This window comes from Acetobacter sp. P5B1 (assembly GCF_018811985.1).
Classification (GTDB): Bacteria; Pseudomonadota; Alphaproteobacteria; order Acetobacterales; family Acetobacteraceae; genus Acetobacter; species Acetobacter cerevisiae.
Genome location: NZ_JACRVS010000003.1, coordinates 147314 through 172616, shown reverse-complemented (window position 1 = coordinate 172616; position 25303 = coordinate 147314). Strand labels below are relative to the sequence as shown.

Annotated in this window: 22 protein-coding genes; 9 read left to right on the top strand and 13 right to left on the bottom strand. The window is 59.2% G+C overall.

Going from position 1 to position 25303, the window contains the following annotated elements:
* Positions 1-9: 9 nt before the first annotated feature.
* The 4 genes from KP703_RS03540 (at position 10) to KP703_RS03525 (ending at position 3833) form a co-directional block, all read left to right on the top strand.
* The gene (locus KP703_RS03540) at positions 10-450 is read left to right on the top strand and encodes a hypothetical protein (protein ID WP_231866224.1); all 441 of its coding nucleotides are present in this window, start codon (positions 10-12) and stop codon (positions 448-450) included.
* A 110-nt stretch (positions 451-560) separates the two neighbouring features.
* Positions 561-1535: a BadF/BadG/BcrA/BcrD ATPase family protein gene (locus KP703_RS03535; protein WP_215753817.1), complete on the top strand. Its 975-nt coding sequence runs from the start codon at positions 561-563 to the stop codon at positions 1533-1535.
* Between the two features lie 190 nt (positions 1536-1725).
* Positions 1726-2787 carry an N-acetylglucosamine-6-phosphate deacetylase gene (nagA, locus tag KP703_RS03530; protein ID WP_373687431.1) on the top strand — a complete coding sequence of 354 codons (1062 nt, stop codon included), beginning with the start codon at positions 1726-1728 and terminating at the stop codon, positions 2785-2787.
* Positions 2788-2879: 92 nt separating this feature from the next.
* Positions 2880-3833 carry an aldo/keto reductase gene (locus KP703_RS03525; RefSeq protein ID WP_215753815.1) on the top strand — a complete coding sequence of 318 codons (954 nt, stop codon included), beginning with the start codon at positions 2880-2882 and terminating at the stop codon, positions 3831-3833.
* Positions 3834-3945: 112 nt separating this feature from the next.
* Here KP703_RS03525 and mdoH read toward each other — a convergent pair whose 3' ends face one another.
* From mdoH to KP703_RS03510, 3 genes are all read right to left on the bottom strand, one after another.
* Positions 3946-6111 (bottom strand): glucans biosynthesis glucosyltransferase MdoH, encoded by a 2166-nt coding sequence (mdoH, locus tag KP703_RS03520; RefSeq protein ID WP_215753814.1) that lies wholly within the window; start codon positions 6109-6111, stop codon positions 3946-3948.
* A complete protein-coding gene (locus tag KP703_RS03515) occupies positions 6087-7631 on the bottom strand; it encodes a glucan biosynthesis protein (protein ID WP_062141149.1) in 1545 nt (514 codons plus the stop codon). The genes mdoH and KP703_RS03515 overlap by 25 nt, the downstream gene beginning before the upstream one ends.
* Positions 7632-7717: 86 nt before the next feature.
* Entirely contained in the window at positions 7718-8068 is a 351-nt protein-coding gene (locus tag KP703_RS03510) for a winged helix-turn-helix domain-containing protein (RefSeq protein ID WP_062141150.1), read from the bottom strand.
* Positions 8069-8160: 92 nt separating this feature from the next.
* Here KP703_RS03510 and KP703_RS03505 point away from each other — a divergent pair, with 92 nt between their 5' ends.
* Positions 8161-8685 (top strand): GNAT family N-acetyltransferase, encoded by a 525-nt coding sequence (locus tag KP703_RS03505; protein ID WP_215753813.1) that lies wholly within the window; start codon positions 8161-8163, stop codon positions 8683-8685.
* 3 nt (positions 8686-8688) lie between these two features.
* Here KP703_RS03505 and recA read toward each other — a convergent pair whose 3' ends face one another.
* Together recA and KP703_RS03495 are read right to left on the bottom strand one after the other, a co-directional pair.
* Positions 8689-9714, bottom strand: a complete 1026-nt coding sequence (gene recA / locus KP703_RS03500) for a recombinase RecA (RefSeq protein ID WP_231558193.1) — start codon at positions 9712-9714, stop codon at positions 8689-8691.
* Positions 9715-9942: 228 nt separating this feature from the next.
* Positions 9943-11322: a gamma-glutamyltransferase gene (locus tag KP703_RS03495; protein ID WP_231874796.1), complete on the bottom strand. Its 1380-nt coding sequence runs from the start codon at positions 11320-11322 to the stop codon at positions 9943-9945.
* A 206-nt stretch (positions 11323-11528) separates the two neighbouring features.
* Here KP703_RS03495 and KP703_RS03490 point away from each other — a divergent pair, with 206 nt between their 5' ends.
* Positions 11529-12305, top strand: a complete 777-nt coding sequence (locus KP703_RS03490; RefSeq protein ID WP_082779859.1) for a DsbA family protein — start codon at positions 11529-11531, stop codon at positions 12303-12305.
* Between the two features lie 57 nt (positions 12306-12362).
* Here KP703_RS03490 and hemA read toward each other — a convergent pair whose 3' ends face one another.
* Both hemA and KP703_RS03480 read right to left on the bottom strand, forming a co-directional pair.
* Positions 12363-13625, bottom strand: coding sequence for a 5-aminolevulinate synthase (gene hemA, locus KP703_RS03485; RefSeq protein WP_215753812.1), 1263 nt, complete (start codon positions 13623-13625; stop codon positions 12363-12365).
* A 91-nt stretch (positions 13626-13716) separates the two neighbouring features.
* The gene (locus tag KP703_RS03480; RefSeq protein ID WP_062141156.1) at positions 13717-14193 is read right to left on the bottom strand and encodes a hypothetical protein; all 477 of its coding nucleotides are present in this window, start codon (positions 14191-14193) and stop codon (positions 13717-13719) included.
* 193 nt (positions 14194-14386) lie between these two features.
* Here KP703_RS03480 and KP703_RS03475 point away from each other — a divergent pair, with 193 nt between their 5' ends.
* Genes KP703_RS03475 through KP703_RS03465 form a run of 3 tightly spaced genes read left to right on the top strand, consistent with a single transcriptional unit; the run spans position 14387 to position 18634 of the window.
* On the top strand, positions 14387-16366 hold the full coding sequence (locus KP703_RS03475; RefSeq protein ID WP_215753811.1) for a transketolase-like TK C-terminal-containing protein: 1980 nt from the start codon (positions 14387-14389) through the stop codon (positions 16364-16366).
* Positions 16367-16391: 25 nt separating this feature from the next.
* Positions 16392-17411, top strand: coding sequence for a type I glyceraldehyde-3-phosphate dehydrogenase (gene gap, locus KP703_RS03470; RefSeq protein WP_062272018.1), 1020 nt, complete (start codon positions 16392-16394; stop codon positions 17409-17411).
* Positions 17411-18634 (top strand): phosphoglycerate kinase, encoded by a 1224-nt coding sequence (locus KP703_RS03465; RefSeq protein WP_062141162.1) that lies wholly within the window; start codon positions 17411-17413, stop codon positions 18632-18634. The genes gap and KP703_RS03465 overlap by 1 nt, the downstream gene beginning before the upstream one ends.
* A 54-nt stretch (positions 18635-18688) precedes the next feature.
* Here the strand turns inward: KP703_RS03465 and KP703_RS03460 are convergent, their stop codons facing one another.
* The 6 genes from KP703_RS03460 to sdhA form a co-directional block, all read right to left on the bottom strand.
* Positions 18689-19636 (bottom strand): DMT family transporter, encoded by a 948-nt coding sequence (locus KP703_RS03460; protein WP_215753810.1) that lies wholly within the window; start codon positions 19634-19636, stop codon positions 18689-18691.
* A gap of 7 nt (positions 19637-19643) precedes the next feature.
* Complete coding sequence (locus KP703_RS03455; RefSeq protein WP_215753809.1) at positions 19644-20306, bottom strand: fused DSP-PTPase phosphatase/NAD kinase-like protein; 663 nt, start codon at positions 20304-20306, stop codon at positions 19644-19646.
* Positions 20307-20386: 80 nt separating this feature from the next.
* Positions 20387-20899 (bottom strand): GNAT family N-acetyltransferase, encoded by a 513-nt coding sequence (locus KP703_RS03450; RefSeq protein WP_306789678.1) that lies wholly within the window; start codon positions 20897-20899, stop codon positions 20387-20389.
* Positions 20900-20950: 51 nt separating this feature from the next.
* Positions 20951-22408 carry a hypothetical protein gene (locus KP703_RS03445; RefSeq protein WP_215753808.1) on the bottom strand — a complete coding sequence of 486 codons (1458 nt, stop codon included), beginning with the start codon at positions 22406-22408 and terminating at the stop codon, positions 20951-20953.
* 235 nt (positions 22409-22643) lie between these two features.
* Entirely contained in the window at positions 22644-23426 is a 783-nt protein-coding gene (locus KP703_RS03440) for a succinate dehydrogenase iron-sulfur subunit (protein ID WP_062141168.1), read from the bottom strand.
* A 36-nt stretch (positions 23427-23462) separates the two neighbouring features.
* The gene (gene sdhA / locus KP703_RS03435; RefSeq protein ID WP_215753807.1) at positions 23463-25274 is read right to left on the bottom strand and encodes a succinate dehydrogenase flavoprotein subunit; all 1812 of its coding nucleotides are present in this window, start codon (positions 25272-25274) and stop codon (positions 23463-23465) included.
* Between the last annotated feature and the right edge of the window lie 29 nt (positions 25275-25303).

Genomic DNA, 25303 nt, shown 5'->3' with positions numbered 1-25303 from the left:
AGTCTGAGCGTGTCCAAATTCAGCCTGTTCCCCCATGCCGCCATGGTCCTGCTGGCTTCCGCCCTGACCGTCGCCCCCCTGTATGCTCATGCTGACGAGGAAGAGGACAAATCCTCCGTGCGCAGCACGGTGCCGAACGCGCAACTCCAGAAGGAACTGGCCGTTCTGCAATACAAGCCCGAGGCTGCCAGCCCCGCCTGTATCGACTCCCTGAAGGAACTGCATAAAACACAGGCCCAGCTGCAGGAAGAACAGACCCGCACGAATGATCAGGATCTGGCGATCGCGCAGGACGTGCTGGAATCCGATTTTGAAAATTCCATCGAACTCTGCTCGCCCGACGTCCGGCAGCTTTGTGAAACACCCAACCCGGAAAAAACGCTGGCACTGGCCTGTGAACGGCTGGGCAGCATTCCGGATGGCCCTCAGTCCACCTCTGCGGCCGAGTGACACACTATAGAGTTTTGCCCATAGCGCACGTTTTGAAAACGATATAATCTTGACGCTCTGCAACCAGCTTCCTTTTGCAAAGAGCGTCCTTTTGACCAAAGCCCGTGACCATGCCTGAGCCTTTTGTGCCCCCTCACCTGCCGCAGGGCCCGGCTATTCTGGCAGTGGATGGTGGCGGCACAAAAACGCTGGCCGTGCGTGTTGGCCTGGATGCCACCGTTCAGGCAATGCAGATCACCAAAGGCTGCAATCCGTTTGATCAGCCCGACTGGCAAAATAGTCTTACAAACCTCGTCACACCTCTTGCGACTGGCTTACAGGCCGCAGCCTTTGGGATTGCAGGCTATGGTGAAAACCGGGAGACAGGCCGCCTGCTCCGCACCCATGTGCACCAGCTCTGCCCCGTCTCCCCGCTCAGCCTGACCAATGATGTTGATATGGCTTGCATCGGTGCCTTTGCGGGCGAGGCTGGTGTTCTCCTGCTCTCCGGCACGGGGTCCATGGCCTGGGCGTCAGACGGAGCAGACCAGACCGTCCGTGTCGGGGGATGGGGACCGGTTTTTGGTGATGAGGGCAGCGCCTACTGGATTGGCCGCAAAGCCCTGCAACGTGTGTGTCAGGCCATGGACGGTCGTGCCCCGCAAGCAAAAGACTTTGCCCGGAAAATCTGCGCCACCATGAACTGGCCTGATGAAAACCCGGCAGCCCTCGACGCCCTGCTTGGCTGGTACAACCAGCAGGAACGCCCCCGCCCCGCCGTGGCCCACTGCGCCCGCCTGATTGATCAGATGGCGGAAGCCGGCTGCCCGGAGGCTCAGGCCCTCATCACACAGGCTGCGCAGCATCTTGCCACCCTTGTCCAGACAGCGCGTGCGCGCTTTTCTGAACACACTCTGCCCTGGAGTTATGCGGGGAGCGTTTTCAAAAGTCGCTTGCTGCGCGAGACTTTAACAGAATTATGCAGTGCCCCTCAGCCTCCGCGCCTGCCGCCTGTTGGTGGCGGGATTATACAAGCCGCCAGACTGGCCGGCTGGCCAATTGACGCCGCATGGATTGCACGCCTTGCACATGCGCTGGATACTTAACAAATCCAGAAAAAATCACTGATTTTTCATAAAACACTATGGACACCATCCCTTTGGAAACAGGAGCACCGACACAACACGCTTTCTTCAAAGAATTTCCATAACATCCTGCCACCGTATAAAGCCTTTGCAAACAGGAGCCTCACCCATGTCAGACCTTGACGGACATCTTGTTCTTCCTGACCGGATCATGCCCGGACGCCTCTCTTTTTCCGGAAAGATTGAAAGCACCGAAGCCCGGAGCGCGGTGCCAGACCGTTATATTCTGCCGGGCTTTATTGATGGCCATGTGCATGGCGGCAACGGGGCAGACACTATGGATGGTGTAGAGGCCATCCACACCCTTTCCCGCTTTCACGCGCAGCATGGCACCACCACCATTTTGCCCACCACCATTACACGCCCCTGGGCAGATGTGATGGAGGCCCTGCATGCCGTCGCAGAAGTCGTACGCACACAAATCCCCGGCGGACCGGTTGTGCATGGCGCGCATCTGGAAGGCCCGTTTGTCAGCCCGCACAAGCTGGGTGCTCAACCGCCTTACGCCATTCCCCCTACAGCAGACCGCGTGGCTGAAGCACTTGCCACTGAGTGCGTGCGTGTTGTGACGCTTGCTCCCGAACTCCCCCACGCGCAAACGGCCATTCAGCAATTTGCAGATGCAGGCGTTCGCGTCAGCCTTGGTCATACCGTTGCGGACTATGAAGAGGCCAATGCCGCCATTTGCCATATCTGCGCAGCGGGCGGTGTGGCCGGGGGCACGCATCTGTTCAACGCCATGGCGCCCATTACCAGTCGTAAGCCCGGTCCCGTCACGGCCCTGATGTGCAGTGATGCTTACGCCGAAATGATTTTTGACACCCATCATGTTCACCCCGCCACCTTCCGGCTGGCGCATCGCGTGATGGGAGGCAGGCTGGTTTTTGTCACAGACGCCATGCGGGCCACCGGCCTGCCCGAAGGCCCCAGCCAGTTGGGCGGGCAGGAAGTTATGGTGAAAGACGGCACCGCCCGCCTGCCCGATGGCAGTCTGGCAGGCAGCGTGCTGACGCTGGATCAGGCCCTGCGCAACGCTCTTCAGGCTGGCACACCCTTGCAGGAAGCTTCTGCTCTGCTCAGCACCAATCCGGCCCGCTATTTAGGCCTGACAGACCGGGGCGCACTGGAAGCAGGCAAGCGCGCTGATTTTGTCGTGCTGGATTCCACCTTTATGGTTGAGGAAGTCTGGGTGGGCGGGGAACGCATTCACTAAAGCCACGCAGACCTGCGCCCCGGGAACAGGCAGCGTGCGCGTTACGTTATGCAGATACCCAGACACCTGACACAAACAAAGAGAGATGAACTATGGATTTTCGCCCCCTCGGCACCACCGGCTTCCAGATTGCCCCCATTGTTTTTGGTGGCAATGTATTCGGCTGGACCCTTGATGAAAAAACCAGCTTCAGCATTCTGGATGCATTTGTTGACCACGGCTTTAACGCCATCGACACAGCTGATGTCTATTCCGTCTGGGCACCGGGAAACGAGGGCGGCGAGTCTGAAACCATTATTGGCAACTGGCTCAAGGCTAATCCGGGTAAGCGGGATCAGGTTTTCATTTTCACAAAGGTCGGCTGGGATTTGGAAAAGCCGGGCGAGAAGGGGCTTTCCGAGCGCTGGATTATGGAAGCGGCCGAACGCTCACTCAAACGTCTGGGCGTTGAACGGATTGATCTCTATTTCTCCCACAGGGCTGACCCGGAAACGCCCTATGAAGAAACGCTCGGCGCTTTTGACAAACTTTTGAAAGCCGGAAAAATCCGCGCCATTGGCGCATCCAATCTGGATGCCAGCCAGCTCAGTTCAGCACTGGATGTGGCCAAAACCCACAGCCTGCCGCGCTATGAAGTCATTCAGCCCGAATATAACCTGTATGACCGCAGTTCCTATGATGGCGCTTTGCGGGATCTGTGCATCAAAGAGAAGCTCGGCGTGGTGCCCTATTACAGCCTTGCATCGGGCTTCCTGTCCGGAAAATACCGCACGCAGGATGATCTTTCCCAAAGCGCGCGCGGGTCTGGCATTGGCAAATATCTCAACCCACGTGGCCTGAAAATTCTGACAGCCCTTGATGCCGTTGCTGCCCGGCATGATGCCAAACAGGCTGAAGTTGCTCTGGCCTGGCTGATTGGGCGGGAAGGGGTCACAGCCCCCATCGCCAGCGCAACCCGGCGTGAACATATCGAGAGTTTTGCAAAAGCCGTTCAGCTGAACCTCTCTGCAGAAGACCGTGCAGAGCTGGATGTCGCCAGCGCCTGACGCAACGGCATCAGCCCCAACAAAAAAGGGAAGAAGATCGGAGTATCCGGCCTTCTTCCCTTTTTTATAAACAGTCTCTTTTTTAAGGGTATTTGAAAACCCCTGAAAAAACTCAGGCTGGCAGGCGGCTTATGGCAGCAATACCTTCCGCACAACCCAGAACGGCGGCTTTTTCCTTGGTTGTGAGCTGTTCTTCCAGAACTGAAAGACTCGGCGCTTCCGAGACTTTCAGCAACCCGACCAACTGATCGGGGTTAATCGGATCGCCCGCTTTGCGAGGCGCCGGAAGCATGGCGGCATGGGCCTGCAACAGACCGGCATCGGCGCGCAAAGCACGCAAGGCGTCATGAGGCAGGGAGGGACCGTGATCCTCTTCCACAGCCTGCTCAGTCTTCAGCAGAACATCTGGCGGATGCGTTTCTTCCGGCACCAGAAGCAGACCGGCTTTTTTAAAGCTTTGGCCGACATCCCGGCTGCTGGTCATGACAACCAGCGGGATGGAAAAGACCAGCCCGAGCAGCACAGGCGTCATCCAGAAGAACAGGGACGGGGAGACAACCCACGCTCCGGCTCCCAGCAACAAACCAAAAATTGTAAATTTTGCGTACTGCCGAACAACAATCATAAACGGCACGCCGCCATCATCACGCTTTTGCGTGTTCCAGCCGGAATCATGCCCGGACAGAATGGACAGCACACCAGACGTCTGGATCAGCATGGCGATGGGGGCAATCAGGCCACCAATCAGCGTTTCCACCACCACAGACGCCGCGGCCCGGATCGCACCGCCGCAGCCCTTGCAGGTCGCGCGGTCAAATATCAGGGCAATATAGGCCAGCAGCTTGGGCGCCAGCAGAATGGCCATGGTACCAATAAACACATACTTCGCCTGCACCGGGTCGACATGCGGCCAGTGCGGGTAAAGGAGTTTTGTATCCCCAAAATATTCGGGATGTTCAAAATGCGCCTGCAGGGAAATCAAAATCCCGGTCAGCAGGAACACCAGCCAGAGCGGAGAGGTGACGTAAGCGCCAATCCCCACCACCATATGCATCCGGCTGATCCAGTGCAGCTTTCTGGTAGGCAGCACCTTCACATGCTGCAAGTTGCCCTGGCACCAGCGCCGGTCACGAATAGCCACATCCGTCAGAGACGGCGGGCTTTCTTCATACGATCCATCAAGCCCCGGCACCATGTGAATAGCCCAGCCACCGCGACGCATGAGGGCCGCTTCCACAAAGTCATGGCTGAGAATATGGCCGCCAAACGGTTTGCGACCCGGCACATGCGGCAGACCGGCCTGCCCGGCAAAAGCCTTGGTGCGGATAATGGCGTTATGGCCCCAGTAATTGCCTTCAGAGCCGTGCCACCAGGCAATGCCATGCGCAATCACCGGCCCATAGACACGGCCCGCAAACTGCTGGAGGCGGGCAAACAGCGTGGTGCCGCCAACAATCACCGGAAGAGTCTGGATCAGCCCCACACCGGGGTTGCGCTCCATGGCCCCGGCCATGCGCACCAGTGTCTCACCAGACATGACGGAGTCCGCATCCAGCGTAACCATCTGGTCATAGGCCCCGCCAAAACGACGCACCCATTCCCCGACATTCCCAGCCTTGCGTTCCACATTGTTGTGGCGGCGGCGATAGAAGATCCGGTTTTCTCCACCCGTCTGCGCACGCAGAGCGAGAAAAGCCGCTTCCTCTTCTACCCACACATCCGGGTTGGTTGTGTCGGAGAGGATGAACACATCAAACGCATCCACCTGACCCGTTTCACACAGGCTGGTATAAATGGCTTTCAGCCCCGCCATCACGCGGTGCGGGGGTTCATTATACGTGGGCAGCAACAAGGCGGTGCGCGAGTGCAGGGTAGGGAGCGGGCCTGACCGCGTAATCCCCAGCCCCAGACCGCCACGTGTGATCAGCGAGACAAACCCTGCCAGTGACGACGTAAAGGCCAGTGCAATCCACAGGAACAGGGCGACAAACAACACCAGCATCACCACCCCGAGGATGGAGGTACCGTTGGCATCCAGCACCTTATGCGTGCGCCATGCACCAAAGGCTGTCAGGGCCAGTGCGGACCCGACAACCAGAAACCGCCGCAACCCGATGGTTGCCGGAGAGGTTGAAGGCGTTCTGGCTCGTCCCTCCATATCCGGCATGGCGTGCAGATCCTGCACCGGCATCGCCAGCGGAGCTTCTGTCGGAAGAGCCTGAAACGGCACGGTCTGTTGTACAGGCTGCGTCATTACGGCGTCCAACGGTACACCCATTCTTCTGAAACCGGACCACTATCCGCTGCCAGAACACAGCGAAGCTCCACAACCTTTTCATCACCGGGGACGAATTCAAAGGTTGTGCGCCAGCCATTGATATTCGGGTTCGGCTCGACCACCACGTTCCGGATCTTGCCACCAGAAGACTGCGGTTCCAGATGGAACTTCGTGTCCTTTGGCAGCCGTTCAAACGGCACACCCATGAAATCGATCGCAAAGAAGCGGGCGTTTTTATCATCCACCACCGCGCCAACGCGGGTGGCTCCTACGCGGGCCAGCGGTGTGGGGAAGGGGGCATCCCATCCCCAGTACATCCGGTAGGTAAAGCTGTATTCCTTCCCGGCTTCGAGCGGGGTCTTGGGCCGCCAGAAGGAAACAATGTTGTCATTCACTTCATTAGGGGTCGGGATTTCCACCAGATCCACCCAGCCCTGACCCCAGTCCCCAATGGGTTCAATCCACAGGGACGGACGTTTTTCATAATTCAGGGCCAGATCTTCAAAATCATGGAAGTTCCGGCGGCGCTGCATCAGGCCGAAACCGCGCGGGGAATCATCTGAAAACGCCGAGAACTGCAAATCGAGCGGGTTACGCAGCGGGCGGAACAGTTCCTGCCCGGCCCCCGTCCACATCTGCAGGGCTTCACTATCATGCGCAGCCGGACGCCAGTCATCCACATGGGTGCGGTCATTGGCGTCGAAGTAGAACATGCCTGTCAGCGGCGCGATGCCGGACTGGTCAATTTTGGTGCGCGGGTAAAGAGTGGACTGCACGTCAAACACCGTCGCATCACCCGGGCGGATGGTAAAGCGGAAGGCCCCGGCAACGGAGGGGCTGTCCAGCAGGGCATGCACCACTACAGCTTTTACTCCCGGCTGGGGTTTTTCCAGCCAGAAAGCGCGGAAGAGTGCAAACTCCTCCCCTTTGGGGTCACCCGTCCCGTCCGCAAAGCCGCGTGCGGAGAGGCCGTAGCTCTGCCCCTTGGCAACGGCACGGAAATAGGATGCACCCAGAAAGACGCAGAATTCTTCCATCACGCCCGGCGTGTTGATGGGGGTGCGCAACCGCAGCCCCGCAAAGCCGAGATTATCGTCCACCCTCAGAGACGGATCACCATAGGTGAAGAGGTCCGGGGAATAAGGAACGGCCTCAGACTTGCCGTCCGTAATTTCAAAAATATCAATCCGCGGGCGGTAGAGGAAACCACGTGGAAAAAACGCGACATCAAAAGCCAGATTGTCGTCATGCCACAGGGTTTTATCTTCCCGATAGGCAATGCTGCGGAACTGGTCGAAATTGAGATTATCCAGCGCTTTGGGCAGAGTCTGAGATGGACCATGATACGGTGCACTGGCCAGACGCCGGGCAATCTGCCGGACCGTCATATCGTCAAATGTACCCGTTGCCCCTTCAAGCCCTTCTGCTCTGGCCTTACGGGCAACGCCGCCGGCCAGAGTAGCGAGTGTCGCCCCCGCGCCAATCCGAATTAAGTCTCGTCGCTGTACAGATGAAGACACTCCAGACTCCCGAATTCCCTATAGAGTTAAGGGCTAAAAATTTCTTTAATGACAAAATTGCCGTGCGATACGGCTTTTTAAGGGCATTACCCCACTTGTGGTGTTAAGAGTTTTTCAAGTTTTGCAAGATTGGCTTCCGCAGCCTGTGCAGCCTCTTTTTCGATATCCCGATAGCAGCGGACCACGGCCTCGCCTTCGGCCGTCAGAAAAGCGCCCCCACCGCCGCCGGGGCGCGTAACCACCAGAGGCTCCCGGAACAGTTGGTTCAGGCTATCCACCAATAACCATGTCCGACGGTAGGACATGCCCATGGCGCGTCCTGCCGCAGAAATGGACCCTGTTTCTGCCAGTTGCTCAAGCAGGCGGATTTTCCCATGCCCAAGGGCGGGCTTTTTGTCCGCATCCACCCGCAAGGTCAGTCTTAGCCGCTCTGTCATTCGCCTGCCCGCGTTCGCGTTGTCATTTTATGCGTGATATCATGAAGCATCATGTCTCTTCTTACCAAGGGCCACGCCCCGGCGATGTTCTCATGACATACTCCAACGCAGATACCATCTGGCGATCCATGAGGCCAGACGATCTTGCCGCCACCATTACACTGGCGGCGCGCATTCATCCCGATTACCCGGAAGATGACGATATTTTCAGAGAACGGCTGGCTTTAGCGCCGGAGGGCTGCTTTGTGCTGGCCAATGCGCTTGGGGTTCATGGCTATCTGATCAGCCACCCATGGGCGGGGCACCTCTCCCCACGCCTGAACTGCCTTCTGAGCAGTCTGCCAGCCCGGCCAGACAGCTGGTATCTGCATGATCTTGCGCTGGATGAAACGGTAAGGGGGCAGGGCAGGGCCAAAGACGCCATTGCACTGGCCGAAAAGGCCGCCCGCGCAGCACATCTGCCCGTGCTCAGCCTGACGGCAACCGGCCCGGCCCGCACCTTCTGGCTGCGGCAGGGCTTTACGCCGGAAGAGATTTCAGAGGCTGAAAAAGCGGTGCTGGCTTCGTACGATCCCGAAGCCAGCTTTTTGTCCCGGCCCGTATCAGGCCGGAGGTAGGTCTTAGTCTTCTGTGTGGTGTTCGGGAGCCAGCATCATGGCTTCCGCCACAATCCCGGAATGCTCGCGCACCTTACGCTCAATCTCGGCAGCCATTTCCGGGTGGTCACGCAGGAACTGCTTGGAGTTTTCACGCCCCTGACCAATCCGCTGGCTGTCGTAAGAGAACCATGCGCCGGATTTCTCCACCACACCGGCCTTCACGCCCAGATCGATCAGTTCGCCGACCTTACTGATGCCTTCGCCATACATGATGTCGAACTCAACCTGACGGAACGGCGGGGCCATCTTGTTCTTGACCACCTTCACGCGCGTCTGGTTGCCCACCACTTCATCCTTGTCCTTGATGGACCCGATGCGGCGGATATCAAGACGAACAGAGGCATAGAACTTCAGCGCATTACCGCCGGTGGTCGTTTCGGGGTTCCCGAACATCACGCCGATCTTCAGACGGATCTGGTTGAGGAAGATCATCATGGTGTTGGAACGCGCAACCGAGCCGGTCAGCTTACGCAGCGCCTGGCTCATCAGACGGGCATGCAGGCCGACATGGCTATCGCCCATATCGCCTTCCAGTTCCGCACGCGGCACCAGAGCGGCCACACTATCCACCACCAGCACATCAATCGCGCCGGAGCGCACCAGGGTGTCAGCAATTTCCAGAGCCTGCTCACCCGCATCGGGCTGGCTGATCAGCAGGTTATCAATGTCCACGCCCAGCTTCTTGGCGTAGCCGGGGTCCAGAGCATGCTCGGCGTCAATAAACGCGCAGGTGCCGCCCCGCTTCTGGGCTTCTGCAATGGCATGCAGGGCCAGCGTGGTTTTACCGGAGCTTTCAGGCCCGTAAATTTCAACCACACGGCCGCGCGGAAGGCCGCCAATCCCCAGAGCAATATCCAGCCCCAGAGACCCGCTGGGAACCACATCCGCCTGTTCCTTCGGGCGCTGCCCCAGCCGCATGACAGAACCTTTCCCAAAAGCCCGTTCAATCTGCCCGAGCGCGCCTTCAAGAGCTTTTGCCTTATCCATCATTCACCTTTCCTGTGGCCCTCGACTGAGGCCGGGAGTGCTACACTGTTCTAAGACGTGCCATAAAAGCCGCGCGCCGGGCAATGACCGGCATCAAGCCCCAGAGTCCGCTCAGGCACCTTAAGAATTTGATTTCTGTTTGTTCTTATAGAAACAAAACAAGAACACTTCAAGCCGGAAACAGGCGGCCCAAAGCCGCCTTGCCTCCTGCCGCCAACGCGACAGACCTTATTTGGTATGGCCGGACGAGACCGCAAGGCCCGACCCGCGAGGATCGGTCCAGCCGAAGCATTTTCCGGAATCTCCCGGCAGCCCCGCCGGGCAGGAGACGAAGTTGGCACGCCCCACACCCTGTGTGACTGTCGGGCGCTGGCCAGCCACAGCAGCCCGCAGCGCGACCGCAGCTGTGTCCGCCGCCACGTTCTGGCCGGAAGCCGTAGCTGCCGCCCGGAACTGCGTAGTACCCTGATGCGCAATAGCCGCCGTCAGCAACGGCAAAGGACGCCGAACCGGAGATGCCGCCAGCACAATGCCAGTGGAACCCGCTACGCGGCCGGTGCCGAAAAGATTGTTCATGGTCAGACCACAACTCACCGTCTCACCCGTGCGATCCGTCACCACAAAGGAGGTGGAGGCGGGCAGGGGCGGCAGAGCAGACCCGGACGGCAGATGCCCGCTCTTCAGCAGAGCCTCCGCATCGGCAACGCTCACGGCAGCACCCTTGCCGGACTGCCGGTTACGCCAGCCAGAAACAACAGCCTCTCCGCGTGCGCTGGCATGACCATGGTCATCCATGGAGAGATAGGCCGCAGCCGTGCCCAGACCACCATCCGCGGGCGGCGGCAGGAAGCTGATATCCAGCCCACCCGAACGCACCGTGAGAGGCTGTTCCGCCACAGCCAGACTGCCGCGCATGTCCGCCGTTGTCAGGCCCGCACCCGCTGCCTGAGACGCCTGCGTGAAGCTCTGCGCCAGTGAACCGTTATAAAGATCGCCCACACCAGCAATACGCAGACGTTCGAGTGCACCCGCCAGACGGGGCTGCACCATCAGGTCATTCGCGGCCAGGACGGTGCCATTACTATTGGCAAAAATGGCACGGGTTTTTTCGTCCGCCAGCAGGGGAGCCTGCACAGCGGCCAGATCGGACGCCAGAAGACCACCCACCGGAACGCCATCGGTCGCCAGATTGCGGGCCGGGACGATGACATCAGCAAAATCGACGCTGCCGTAGCGCAGCTGCATCAGATACAGGCCACGGGCCAGCATGGGCACAGCGGCAGGGCGGTCAGTCTGCGCATCGGTCTGGCCTGCATGCGGCAGGAAGAGGAAAGCCTGCCCCTGCGCATCACCCGGACGCCAGGCCAGACAGGCCCCGCCTGCCCCGAGAGACGCACGGGAGGGCAGGGTGACGGACAGCGCGAGACCCAGAGCCGCCGCGGCATCCGCCGCGTTGCCACCCTGCGCCAGCACATCCCGCGCCACCAGAGCAGCCTGCGGTTCGTCCGCCACAACCTCACCCACAAACCCAGTTACGGCAGGTTGGGCAGGGCCATTATGCTCGCTGCCACAGGCAGTCAGTGAACAGGCCATCAGCAGAGCTGCCATCCGGGCAGGACCTGAAAATAACGGCGCAAGCCGGGCTGAACAGGTCTTCATGAAATGCTCGGGCACGCCTTGATGTCTCCATTTCGCTGGTCTGCCCGCATACCGGGCGTCTGAATATCTACTCTGAATTACCGCTCTTCCGGGCAGGCAGCAACACGCGCACGCCATTTCCATCCCAACGGTTCTGCTTTAGACATAATGGCACGATGAAAAAGCTGATAACCTTTTCTTTCAGGCGCGCCGCTCTGGCCGGAGCCGCAAGCCTCCTCCTGCTCTGCGGCGGGGCGGTCTCCGCTCATGCTGCGGACGGCAGTTTCAGCCCCGCACAACGGGCAGAAATTGTTGAAATCGTACGCAATGCGCTAAAGACAGACCCTACCATTCTGTCTGATGCCATCTCCTCCCTGCAGGCGCAGGCCTCCGCCAGAAAAGCGTCCTCCGCGCTGGAGACGGTGCGCCGGAACAAGGCGCAGTATGGAGAAAGCACGACGGACGTTGTGCTGGGCAATAAGAACGGCAAGCTGGAAGTGGTCGAGTTTTATGACCCCCGCTGCCAGTATTGCCGCAAGGTTCTGGGCGATGTGGACCACCTGATCGGGTCTGAACCCGACCTCCGGCTGGTTGAAAAGATCATCCCGGTTCTGGGGCCCAACAGCGTGATTGACGCGGAAGCCATTATGGCCGCTGGCCTGCAGGGCAAATACATCCCGTTCCAGAAAGCGCTGATGACCGATTCCTCAGCACCGTCGCTGGATCGTATTCGTCGTCTTGCACAGAATGTCGGGCTGGATGCTGACCGCCTGCTGAAAGACATGAAGAGCCCGGCTGTCACCACAGCACTGAGCAAGAATCTTGAGCTGGCAAAGGCCATTGATCTGGAAGGCACGCCGACCTTCATTATTGGCGACCGTGAAATTATTCCCGGCGCTGCGTCGGAAAGTGACCTGAAAGCGGCCCTCGACCGACTGCGCAAAGCGCGCTGACCCCTCCGGCCCGTCCCCGGTTCATACAACCGGGGACGGGCTGAGGGATCCGTTTTTTCAGGCCGCGTCTTCGGTCTGGCGGGCAGGCATCACGCCTTCTTCCCGCAGCAGATGCGCCAGAGCGCGCACCATTTCATCCATCATCTCATCCGTATGGAACGGCCCCGGCGTCAGCCGCAGGCGCTCCGTGCCCTGCGGCACCGTGGGATAGTTGATGGGCGTGGCATACTGCCCATATTCCACCAGCAGGCGGCGGCTGATGCGCTTGCAACGCTCCGCATCCCCCACCGGAATAGGCACAATGTGGCTGGGTGTCATGGTGAACGGGACCCCGGCAGCCCGCAGACGGGCGCGGAAAGTATTCACCCGTTCAAACATTTTCTCACGACGCCAGTTTTCAGCCCGCACCTTGCGCACGCTGGTCAGCGCAGCACCCACAACCGACGGCGGCAGAGCCGTGGTGAAGATAAAGCCGGACGCCGTGGAGCGCAGGAAATCAACAATCTCGGCAGTCGCCGTGATGTAGCCGCCATGCACGCCAAAGCCCTTGGCGAGCGTGCCTTCAATAATATCGACCTGATCGGCCACGCCATCACGCTGGGAAATCCCGCCGCCTTCCTCGCCGTAGAGGCCGACCGCATGTACCTCGTCCAGATAGGTCAGGGCGTTATATTTGCGGGCCAGCGCGCAGGTCCCGGCGATGTCGGAAATATCGCCGTCCATGGAATAGACGCTCTCAAACGCGATCAGCTTGGGCGCATCTACCGGAGCTGCGGCCAGTTTGGCCTCAAGGTCCGCCAGATCATTATGCTCGAAAATAACCGTCTGGGAGCCACGCGCGCCCTTGATGCCTGCAATCATGGAGGCATGGTTCAGTCGGTCTGAAAAACAGATCCAGCCGGGCATGGAGGTCAGAATGGTCTGCAGGCTGGCCTGATTGGACACATAGCCGGAGACAAACAGAAGCCCTGCTTCCTTACCGTGCAACGCAGCGACTTCAGCTTCGAGCGCTGTATGCAGCGGGCTGGTTCCGGCAATGTTGCGGGTGCCACCGGCACCAGCCCCATGCTCGCGGATGGCGGCAATCGCGGCTTCCTGCACTTCCGGCACAACACCCATGCCCAGATAGTCATTAGTGGACCAGACAATGACTTCCCGGCCTTCCGGCAGGGCAGGCAGTTCTTCCTCATACAGAGGGAAACGGTCTGCAAGACGTGCCAGCGGGGTAAATGTGCGGTAACGCCCCTGCTGCCTGATATCATTCAACGCCGTGTGACAGTGCTCATAAAACGGATGCCGGGCGTTTTTGATTGATCCCACGCTTCTACTCTCCTCGCGTCGTCAGAAACGGTCGGGGCTCGGCACAGGGCCCGTCGGCCGTCTGGCCGGTCTTCACATAAACTTGTTAGAGTTACTTCACATACACTCTGATGACTGAGTTCGTCACGGTCGAATCCGGCATAGCGGCCATTTCCACCTGTGCCGGGGAGGCTCCATCCTTGATGATAGCCTGTGTCACGGCCTGCCCATCGCCCTGCACAAGCTGCACCAGAGCCTGCTGATCTGTTGCAGAATCCGTACCCGGCGGTACCAGACACTGCACCACAAACAGAATGTCAGGCTTGCTGGCCAGCGCCTTGTGCACAATCTGTGCAACCGGCCCGCTCCACTCAGCCGGGGAGGTGCCCGCCACAAGCTCAATCAACGGCGGCACCGGCGGCGGGCCGGGCGGCGGCGGCGGAATATACGGCACGGGCGGTTTGCCTGCCCGGGCATTGAAGGTTTTCTGGTCAACCAGCTTGCATCCACTCAGGCACAGCGCAACACTGGCCACAAACGCCACCCGGAAAAACGGCCCCTTTTCTATAAAGCGGGAAACAGACAGCATAACGGGCAGATCTCCGGGTCAAACAGGATGAGGCGACTCTTGCCATCCTCTTTCGCGCTCCTTTACGGCAGACGCAAGGTTAAGCTCCGCGCAAGGTCCTCAAAACTTGCTCTCACCTCTGCCCACCTTTATTGAGCGGGACACGAAGATGAAGACCTGCCGCAAGGGCAGGCCCATCACGGAAGGCAGGCGAATGGCAGCAGTCCCTTCGACAGACCCGACCGAACTGCGGGAAGAGGCCACCCTCTCCGCCCAGCAAAGCGCCGTGGCCAGAATGAGCCGCGCCGCGCGCCTGCTGCTGAATGACGAACCTCTCCCTCCGCACGCCCGCACGCTGCTGAACAGAATGTGCCTGCCGGTGACAGCACTCTGGTGCCGGGTGCTGCGGTTTGACCCCAGCGCCCCCAACTGGCCGGACCGGGACCGCTTTGTGGTACCCTCCACCACCATGCTGCCTCTGCTGCGCGCCATGCTGCGCCTGACGGGCTCCCCCACGGCAAACACCATTCCCCTGGAATATGGTCGTCACCCTGCGGTGGAAGTCGCTCCGGGTCTGGCCGGGCAGGGGGTTGCCGCAGCCGTGGGCATGGCCTTTGCAGAACAGACGCTTGCCCGCCGCTTTGGCCGCTCACTGGTTAATCACCGCACATGGGTGCTGGCACAGGATACGGACCTCGCAACCGGTGTCGCCATGGAGGCCGCGCAACTGGCTGGCCGCTTTGGGCTGGAGAGGCTGGCCGTTCTTGTCTCCCCGCCTGCAGGCCCGGATAACGGGGATTTTGCCGATTCGCTTGCCCGCTTCAGCGCCTCCGGCTGGACGGTACGCCGGGTCGACGCAGGGAGTGCTGCGGCCATCAGCTCTGCCCTTGCGGCCACGCTCCGGGCCCGCAAACCGACCCTGATTGCCTGCCTCCCCTCCAGTGCCCCGGAGGTTCTGCCCGGCCCCCAGCTCCCACCGGAAGAAGAGCTGACCGGCCCGTGGAGTCCCACCGCCCGGCGCGGGGCGACCACCCGGCGCTCCTGGCTACGCCGCTTTGCCCGCCATCGCCTACGCAATGCGTTTGAGCGGGAGATGCAGGGCCAGCGTCCCGCCCTGTTTGATGAGGACTGGCAGCGCGCCTGCCGCTGGCAACTGCGCGCTGCAACCGGACACGCCACGCAGGATGCCGGTTTTGCCGGACTCCGCGCCCTTTCCGAAATTCTGCCTGAGCTGGTCTGCCTGACGGCCTCCTCCGCCTATCGGCTGGATCTGGCAGCCCCGGTCGCCCTGCCTGCCACATTCCGGGCCCGCACGCGCCTGCTGCCGGCGGAGCAGTCCTGCGGCATTCAGGATCATGGCATGGCTGGTATGCTTAACGGCATTGCCTTGCATGGCGGGCTGCTTCCCATCTGTGCCGCGAGCATGATGACGGTGGATCGCATGCGCTCCGCCCTGCGCATGGCCGCCCTCATGCGCCGCAAAGTGCTGTATCTGCTGACGGGTGACGGGCTGGCTCTGGGTGATGGCGGCGGGGGCTGGCAGCCGGTGGAACAGCTCGCCAGCCTGCGCGCCATGCCGCATCTGGCCGTTTTCCGCCCGTGTGACGCGCGTGAGACCACAGCCTGCTGGGAGGCCGCTCTCAACTGGCAGGAAGGACCGGCCATGTTGCTGCTCTGCCCGTATGAAAACCAGTACGGTCCGCTCCCTCCGCCAGCGTTCGGCACCCCCTCCCGCGGGGGGTATGTGGTGAAGCAGGAAGACAACAGGCAGGTGACGCTGATTGCCTCTGGCCCAGAGGTTGCCATCGCGCTGAAAGCGTCGCACCATCTGGCCCGACAGGATATTCGGGCCACCGTGGTCTCCATCCCCTGCTGGGAACTGTTTGCCGAACAGCCCGCCAGCTACCGTAAGACCGTGCTCGGCACGTCCGGGCTGCGCGTGGGGGTTGAGGCCGCTTCCAGCTTTGGCTGGGAACGCTGGCTTGGTGAAGAAGGAGTTTTTGTTGGCATGGATGATTTCGGCACGTCCGCCCCGGCCAACGCATTGTATGAGCGCTTCGGCATTACTGTTGAAGCGATCTGTGAGAAGGTGCGCGCGCGCCTTCTGACCTCAGGCGGTGAACGGGGGCTTTCCCTGCGCACGCCGGACCAGCCCCGGACCCGCGTTCGGGGACCGTTAACGACCAGACCATAGAATAAAAAACGGAGCTTAAAAAACCATGGCAGTCAAAATTGCAATCAACGGATTCGGGCGTATTGGCCGGCTTGTGCTGCGCGGTATTATTGAAAGCGGACGCACGGACGTTGTGCCGGTGGCCATTAACGATCTCGGCAGCGTAGCGGATAACGCCCACCTGCTGAGCTATGACAGCGTGCATGGTCGCCTGCCGGCTGACGTCAAGGTTGATGGCAACAAGCTGATCATCACTGCGCATGGCCGCACATGGGACCCGATTACCGTTTCTGCCGAGCGTGACCCCTCCAAGGTGCCGTTCCAGGGCGTGGATGTGGCCATGGAATGCACAGGCCTGTTCACCTCCAAGGAAAAAGCTGGCCAGCTTCTGGCAGCCGGTGCCCGCAAGGTGATTATTTCCGCTCCGGGCACGGATGCTGATGCCACCATCGTTTACGGTGTAAACCAGGATGTGCTGACGCCCGACATGACGGTGATCTCCAACGCCTCCTGCACCACCAACTGTCTGGCCCCGGTCGCCAAGGTGCTGGAAGATACGTTTGGCATTGAACGCGGCTACATGGTCACCATCCACTCCTACACAGGTGACCAGCGCACGGTGGACACGCTGCATAAAGACCTGCGCCGCGCCCGCGCTGCCGGCCTGAACATGATCCCGACCTCCACAGGCGCTGCCCGCGCCGTTGGTCTGGTTCTGCCGCAGCTTAAAGGCAAGCTGGATGGCACCGCCATTCGTGTGCCGACGGCCAACGTCTCCCTCGTCTCCCTCGACTTCGTGCCGAAAAAGGTGCCGGGCTCCGTGGAAGAAGTGAACGCTGCCATCAAAGCCGCATCCGAAGGCGCACTGAAAGGCGTTCTGGCGTATTCCGATGCGCCGCTGGTCAGCTCCGACTTCAACCATGCTCTGGCATCCTCCACCTTTGACGCCACGCAGACCTCTCTGGTCGATGGCGGCAAGCTGGTGCGCATCTGCTCCTGGTATGACAATGAGTGGGGCTTCTCCAACCGCATGTCCGACACTGCGGCGCTGTTCGGCTCACTCTGATGGCCATTCTCCCCTTCAACACGCTGGATAAGCTTGACCCGAAGGGCAAGCGTATCCTGCTGAGAGCCGATCTGAACGTCCCCATGCAGGACGGAAAGATTTCGGACATGACGCGCATTGAGCGCATTGTGCCCACCATCCGGGAACTGGCGGACAAAGGCGGGCGCGTGATTGTGCTCAGCCATTTTGACCGCCCGAAGGGCAAGGTTGTGCCCGGCCTGTCTCTGGAACCCATGGCCGAGGCTCTGGCCACGGCACTGGGTAAACCAGTCAGCTTCATGCATGACTGCATCGGCCCGCAGGCAGAAACGGCAGCCCGCTCCCTGAAAGACGGGGAAGTGCTGCTGCTGGAAAACACCCGCTTCTACCCCGGCGAGGAAGCCAACGCGCCGGATCTGGCTGCCGAACTGGCCAGACTGGGCGATGTGTATGTGAACGATGCGTTCTCCGCAGCGCACCGGGCACATGCCTCCACCGCCGGTGTGGCCGAGCATCTGCCTGCCTATGCCGGGCGTCTGATGGAAGCGGAACTTTCCGCTCTGGATGCCGCTCTTGAAAACCCCGAGCATCCGGTTGGCGCGATTGTGGGCGGGGCGAAAGTCTCCACCAAACTCGCCCTGCTGGAAAACATGCTGGAACGCGTAGACGTTCTGGTTGTGGGTGGGGCCATGGCCAACACCTTCCTTGCAGCCAAAGGCCTGAGCGTCGGCAAGTCGCTCAAGGAAGAAGAGATGCTGGATACCGCCCGGCAGATCATCGCCAAGGCGAAGGAAAAGAACTGCGATCTGGTTCTACCGGTGGATGTTGTTCTCTCTGAAGACTTCATGGCCGGTGCGCCTACGCTGGTTGCCCCGGTGACGGAAATTCCCGATGGCTGGATGGCGCTGGATGTGGGTCCGGAAACGGTTGCACTGCTGAAAGCCAAACTGGCTGGCCTGAAAACGCTGGTATGGAACGGCCCTCTGGGCGTGTTCGAACTCCCGCCGTTTGATGAAGGCACCAATGCCGTCGCACAGGAAGCCGCTCGCCTGACCAAGGCTGGCAGCCTGAAAACCATTGCCGGAGGGGGAGACACTGTTTCCGCCCTGCGTCACGCCGGTGTGCTGCATGACATGACGTATGTCTCCACCGCAGGCGGCGCTTTTCTGGAGTGGCTGGAAGGCAAGGTTCTGCCGGGCCTGACGGCCCTCAGCTCCACGCTGGAACGGACCATTCCCATCTGAAAAATACTCTGATTTCAGAGATTTTTTCTGAGAAGACAGAACGCGCCGGGGGGCTCAGACCTCCGGCGTTTTTTGTTGGACTGCCTGAGGTCTTATACGCCCCAGCGTATTCATCAGCCCGACACCAGCCAGAATAATGGTGCCCCCCACCAGCATACGCAGGCTGGGCACCTCGGCAGTGATCAGAAACGCCAGCAACAAAGTCGCGGGGGAGAGCAGATAGATAAAGCCGGAAGACCGGGCCACACCAATCCTGCCCACAACATGCGCCCATGCTGCGTAGCCCAGAATAGCCGGAAACACCGCAAGCTGCACAACCAGAATCCAGCCGGTAACAGGGGCAGTCTGCAAGCTCTGCACCGCCTGCGGAAGCCATGGGATGAGCAGCACAGCGCCAATAATCAGCACATACGCCGTCGTCGCCAAAGCCCCATACACTGCCACAAGTTTTTTCTGCACCGCATTATAGACGGCGGCAGAAAAGGCTGCCCCCAGCACATCAGCAGCACCAGAGCCAAATGTCAGGCCGCCCGGTTGCCCCTGTGCCACCAGAACAACACCACAGAAGCTGACCAGTGACCCAATCCAGCCCCAGACAGACAGCCGCTCTCCCATCACCCCAACAGCAAGAAGTGCAGCGATTAGCGGCGAAAAACTGATCAACAGGCTGGCCGCCCCGGCAGAAACCGTCTGCTCGCCCAGATTGAATAGGATATTATAAAGGGAAATGCCAATCGCCCCGCACACCACAAAGCGCGGCAGGTCCTGCACACGCGGCAACCGGGGGCGCGTCCAGCCAACCCAGACCAGCGCAATAACCGCCGCTAACGCATAACGCGCGGCTGCCAGCGGAATAGGGGGGAGAACCTGCAACGCCAGACGCACAACAGGATAGGCGCTGGCCCACGATAAAATGGCCAGAGCCGCCGCAAAAACCGGCACAGGCGGGTGGGATGCAGGCAACGAATGAACCGACGAGGCCGGAGCAGGCTGTGCATCCATGGGTCTGTTACTCTCTGCGTAAAACCTGATCTGTCATGAAAGAGGCAATTTTCCCGGCAACGAAGTCTCGCTTCAGCGCAGCTTCGTCATACTCATCGCGCACCCAGTCCAGAAACGGAATGCGCCCTTCGGCCTCGGCCTGATACCGCAGGAAAAACGCATCCAGAATGCCGGTGCGGGACTGGCGAAAATGCCCATACCTCCAGGAGAGTTCCTTAAGCGCCCGCTCTGCCGTGCCGCCTTCAAACAGGATCACCAGCCCGGATGCCAGACCAGCCCGGTCCGCGCCGGATTTGCAATGCATCAGCATTGGGAAAGCAATCTGCTGATACAGTCCGGCAAAACGCAGGATACGGTCCCGGTGCGGGGCCCCCCGGCTTTCAAACGCCATATCCACATGCGCCAGCCCAAGGCGAGCGGCTGCGTTGCGGGAGAGCGCATCCGACCCGCATTTCCGGTGCCCACGCAGATTAACCAGCGTGCGCAGGTTAAAACGCCCCATGGCCCATTTCAGGCGCGCCGGGGTTGGATGATTGCAGCGGTAAACCTTGCCCGGCACCACAGCATGAAAATTTGTCCAGACCAGCCGGAAAATAGCGTGGTCCACAAACAAACTGTCTGTCCATGCCCGCGTACGACCGGCAACGGAGGAAAGATGGCCGTCAAACACGAACTGCTCCCGTTCTCATAGAAAGGACTGGTGTCTCACCCTGCTTCCTCAGCGTCAATCTTTTCAACAGAGGCCGACTGTTACGGCCTGGGCCGGGCATCCAGCTTCAGGCAGAAAAATGTCAGATCCAGCCAGCGGCCAAATTTGCAGCCAACCTCTTTCATCACGCCCGTGGCTTCAAACCCAAGTTGCTGATGCAGCGCAACAGATCCGGTATTCTCAGCATCAATCCCGGCCACCATCACATGCTTCCCTTGCGTACGGGCGTGCTCAATCAACGCTTTCATCAACGTCAGCCCCACGCCCTGCCGCTGGGCCTCAGGATGCACATAGACGGAATGCTCCACCGTATGCCGGTAACCATCAAACGCCCGCCAGGGACCAAAGGTGGCATAACCCGTAACTGCCCCGTCCTGCGAGACAGCCACCAGCACCGGATACCCGGCCTTCTGCCGCTCCTGTAACCACGCCAGACGATTGGCCTCATCAACGACCGTCTCGTTCCAGATCGCCGTCGTATGCAGCACGGCATGGTTATAAATACTGGTAATCTGGGGAATATCCGCCGGGCAGGCGTCACGAAGCATCATCATCCGCCTTTTATGCGAGATGCTGCGTGCGCAAGGCAAACCGAAACGGTTATTTTACCGGCCGGGCAGAAGCTTCGGTGCGTCCGGTTCTGTCTGAGGCCGAAGCTTGTAGAGCGACAACGAAAACTTATTCGGCCTGTTCTTATGAATATGCCGAACATTCACCGTGTAAGTCTGGGTGTAATGGTCCTGCAGCCACTGGCAGACGGGAGCCTCAACCGCATGTCTTTCGCAGCCCATATAAGGGGCCACGACATATAACGGCTGCTGCCGAAGGTCCTGCATATAACGCTTCCAGGCGTTCTGCCGGAAGAAAATATCGATGTGGTCACTAAACAGATACACATCAAAGGGCTTTAAATCAGACAGGTAGAAAACAGCATGGAACGTTCTGATATCCAGAACTTTGGCATGCCCAACCTGCCGGGCAATCTCTGCATAATCCACGCGCGACGTGTAGAGAGCGACCGTCACATTCCTCTTCACCGCTGTCCCCATGAAAAACACGGAAGAGACCCAAAGAGGCAAAAGAGCAAGACGGGGAGGCAATGCGCCTTCCCGAAACAAAATCGCCAGCATGAGTGTGGCAGGCGCAAAACAGAGAATGAAATAATGCTGATATGGATGGCCGGACAGCAGCGTTGCCGGAAAGGATGAGGCAAGCCAGACAGGCAAAATCATGCTGCGACGTGAGGCTTCATCTGACAGATCAAATGGAAAACGCCTGATCCAACCAAGTATGATGGGCAACATCAGTCCCAGATAAAACGTCATCCAGAAGACGCACTGCAACCGGTCGGAAAGCGCGCCACCATACATATGCAGAAAACTTCTCTGCATGGAAAAATAGGTCTGCAACGCGCCATGCCCAACAATCAGATAGGGCAAAAACAGAATGATCAGACCGACCACGCCTCCCAGCCCCATCACCACACAGCGGGAAAGACGGAACCAGCCCGGAGAAAACAGAAGCAGAGCCATAGGCCCCAGAAGACAGACGCCCGCCAGATAATTCACATTGACGGTCAAAGCTGCAAGACAGCCTGCCAGAAAAAACAGAGCCGTTTTGTGTGTCTCTATCCCTTTGAGCATCAACGCCAGAATCAGCGCTTCACCCACCACAAGAACAAGTTCCGTATTGCCGGATAGCACGTCAAAAATCGCGCCGCCAACAGTCAGGATGACAAAGGCAACAGTGCGATTAAAGATCCCGAACGCCCGGCTGATGGTGACAAAAGCCCCACTTAACAGCACCGCCAGAAGCGTAAATTTTCCCGGCGTAAAAGGGGCGATCCTGTCCCAAAGCCCATAAAACAGATAAACGCCAAAGGGCTTGTGATCAAAAGCATAGTTGTAGGGCAGAAGGTGGTCTCGGAACAGACCACGGCCAATCAGCACGTAATACGCCGGGTCCCCGTCCGAAAACGGGACGACGCAATAGCTCAGGGCATACACCACAACAAGGCCGATCAGGAAATATTTCAATCCTGCGGCAAGCCTCGGAGAAACCATCCGGGGCATCATTTCTGAGAAAAACAGACTAATCCTGCTATCTCTCTCTTGCACACCGTTTTCCTTATGTTTTGAAACTATTTTTTAACTATGATCTCAAGCATCAGTTTTGATGCATTTTTAACTTCAAAATAAAAAACCCGGAACGTCTGAATGACGCACCGGGTTTCTCTTGTCTTCTAAAAAACCCTTACGGGCCGGAAGACCAATAACCGATCAGAGTAAAGAGCGGTTCTCAGACTTTCCGTTCAATCTGCAACTCTTTAATCCGGCCAATCGCCTTGGCAGGGTTCAGGCCTTTGGGGCAGGTCTGCGTGCAGTTCATGATGGTACGGCAGGCATAGAGTTTGAAGGTATCTTCCAGCCCATCCAGCCGGTCACCCGTATGCTCATCACGGCTGTCCGCAATCCAGCGATACGCCGCCAGCAGCACAGCTGGCCCCAGATACTTATCGCCATTCCACCAGTAAGACGGGCAGGATGTTGTGCAGCAGAAGCACAGAATGCACTCCCACATGCCATCCAGCTTGGCGCGTTCTTCAATGCTCTGCTTGCGCTCGGCATCCGGCGGCGGCGCACTGTCTGACTGCAACCACGGGTTAATGGCCCGCAGCTGCGCATAGGCGCCATCCAGATTGGAAACCAGATCTTTGACAATCGGCATGTGCGGCAGCGGATAGATGCGCACATCGCCCTTGATGTCTTTGATCGGCTTCAGGCATGCCAGCGTGTTTTCACCGTCAATGTTCATCGCGCAGGAGCCGCAAATCCCTTCACGGCAGGACCTGCGGAATGTCAGCGTCGGGTCCACATCATTCTTGATGTGGATAATGGCGTCCAGCACCATCGGCCCGATGGTATCCAGATCCACTTCATAGGAATCCACTACCGGATTTCTGTCATCATCCGGCGTCCAGCGATAAACCCTGAACGTCCTGACGTTTTTAGCCCCGGCTGGCGCGGGATAGGTTTTGCCTTTCCCGATCTCGCTGTTGCGCGGCAGTCTGAGTTCGACCATGTTCGCCTCCCTTTTTCGCCCGTTCTTCCCGTCGGCTCAGTAAACGCGCTCTTTGGGTGGGAAGACCTGAACGTCATCCGTCAGGGTCTTCAAATGCACCGGACGATAGGTCAGCTTGATGCCACCCTTCTCATCCAGCCAGGAAACGGAGTGCTTCATCCACTCCTTGTCATCGCGTTTGGGGAAGTCATCCCGTGCATGCGCGCCGCGGCTTTCGTGCCGGGCAAGCCCGCTTTCCAGCGTAGCGGTTGCATTAGCCAGAAGGTTTTCAAATTCCAGTGCTTCCATCAGGTCACTGTTCCAGATGAGTGACGAGTCAGAGACGGAAATATCTCCAAGGTCGTCCCAGATCTGGTGGATTTTATCCACGCCTTCCTGCAGGCTTTCCTCTGTGCGGAAAACGGCTGCATGCGTCTGCATGTCACGCTGCAAACGGTCCCGCATGGCGGAAACTTTCGTATCACCCTTGGCGTAACGCAGCTTGTCCAGACGGTCGAGTGCAGCATCCCCGGCACCCGGCGGCAGCGGTCTGATAAAGTCGCTCGGTTTGACAATTTCCGCAGCCCGTTTGGACGCAGCGCGACCAAACACAATCAGATCCAGCAAGGAGTTTGTGCCCAGACGGTTCGCGCCATGCACGGACACACAGGCGGCCTCCCCCACAGCCATCAGGCCGGGCACAACCGCATCCGGGTTTTCCGGTGTCGGGCGAATAACTTCACCATGAATATTGGTCGGAATACCGCCCATATTGTAATGCACCGTCGGCAGAACCGGCACTGGCTCCTTGGTAACATCCACACCGGCAAAAATACGCGCCGTTTCCAGAATACCCGGCAAACGCTGGTGCAGAAGGTCAGACCCCAGATGCTCAAGATGCATCATGATGTGGTCTTTCTTCGGCCCACAGCCACGACCTTCCTTGATCTCGATCGTCATGGCGCGGGAGACCACGTCACGCGAGGCAAGATCCTTCGCCGTCGGCGCATAACGCTCCATGAAGCGCTCGCCTTCGGAGTTGGTCAGATACCCACCTTCACCACGGCACCCTTCAGTCAGCAGGCAGCCTGCGGGGTAAATACCTGTCGGGTGGAACTGCACAAATTCCATATCCTGCGTCGGCAGACCGGCCCGCATGGCCATGGCATTGCCATCACCCGTGCAGGTATGGGCCGAGGTGCAGGACTGGTAAGCACGGCCATAACCGCCCGTTGCCAGCACCACCATCTTGGCGTTGAAGCGATGGATCGTGCCGTCATCCTGACACCAGGCCATAACGCCACGACACTCGCCTTTATCGTCCATAATCAGGTCAATAGCGAAGTATTCGACAAAGAATTCGACGTTATGCTTCAGGCACTGCTGATACAGCGTGTGCAGAATGGCATGGCCTGTCCGGTCAGCCGCAGCGCAGGCACGGGGCACAGGGGCCTTGCCGTATTCGCTCATATGGCCGCCAAAGGGGCGCTGATAGATCTTGCCATCTTCCGTGCGGGAGAACGGCACACCGAAATGTTCCAGTTCCTGCACGGCGGGCACAGCCTCGCGGCACATGAATTCAATGGCGTCCTGATCGCCCAGCCAGTCTGACCCTTTTACGGTGTCATACATGTGCCAGCGCCAGTTATCCTCGGCCATGTTCCCCAAAGAGGCCCCGATGCCGCCCTGAGCGGCCACCGTGTGGCTTCGTGTGGGAAAAACCTTGGTCACGCAGGCAGTTTTGAGGCCAGCAGCCCCCATGCCCAGCGTGGCGCGCAGGCCGGAACCGCCTGCTCCAACAACCACGACATCATAAGCGTGATCGACAATCCGGTAAGCTCCCCGGGACGGAGAGGTATTGGCATTCATCGTGACGGCGCTCCCATGTGCGTTCGGCC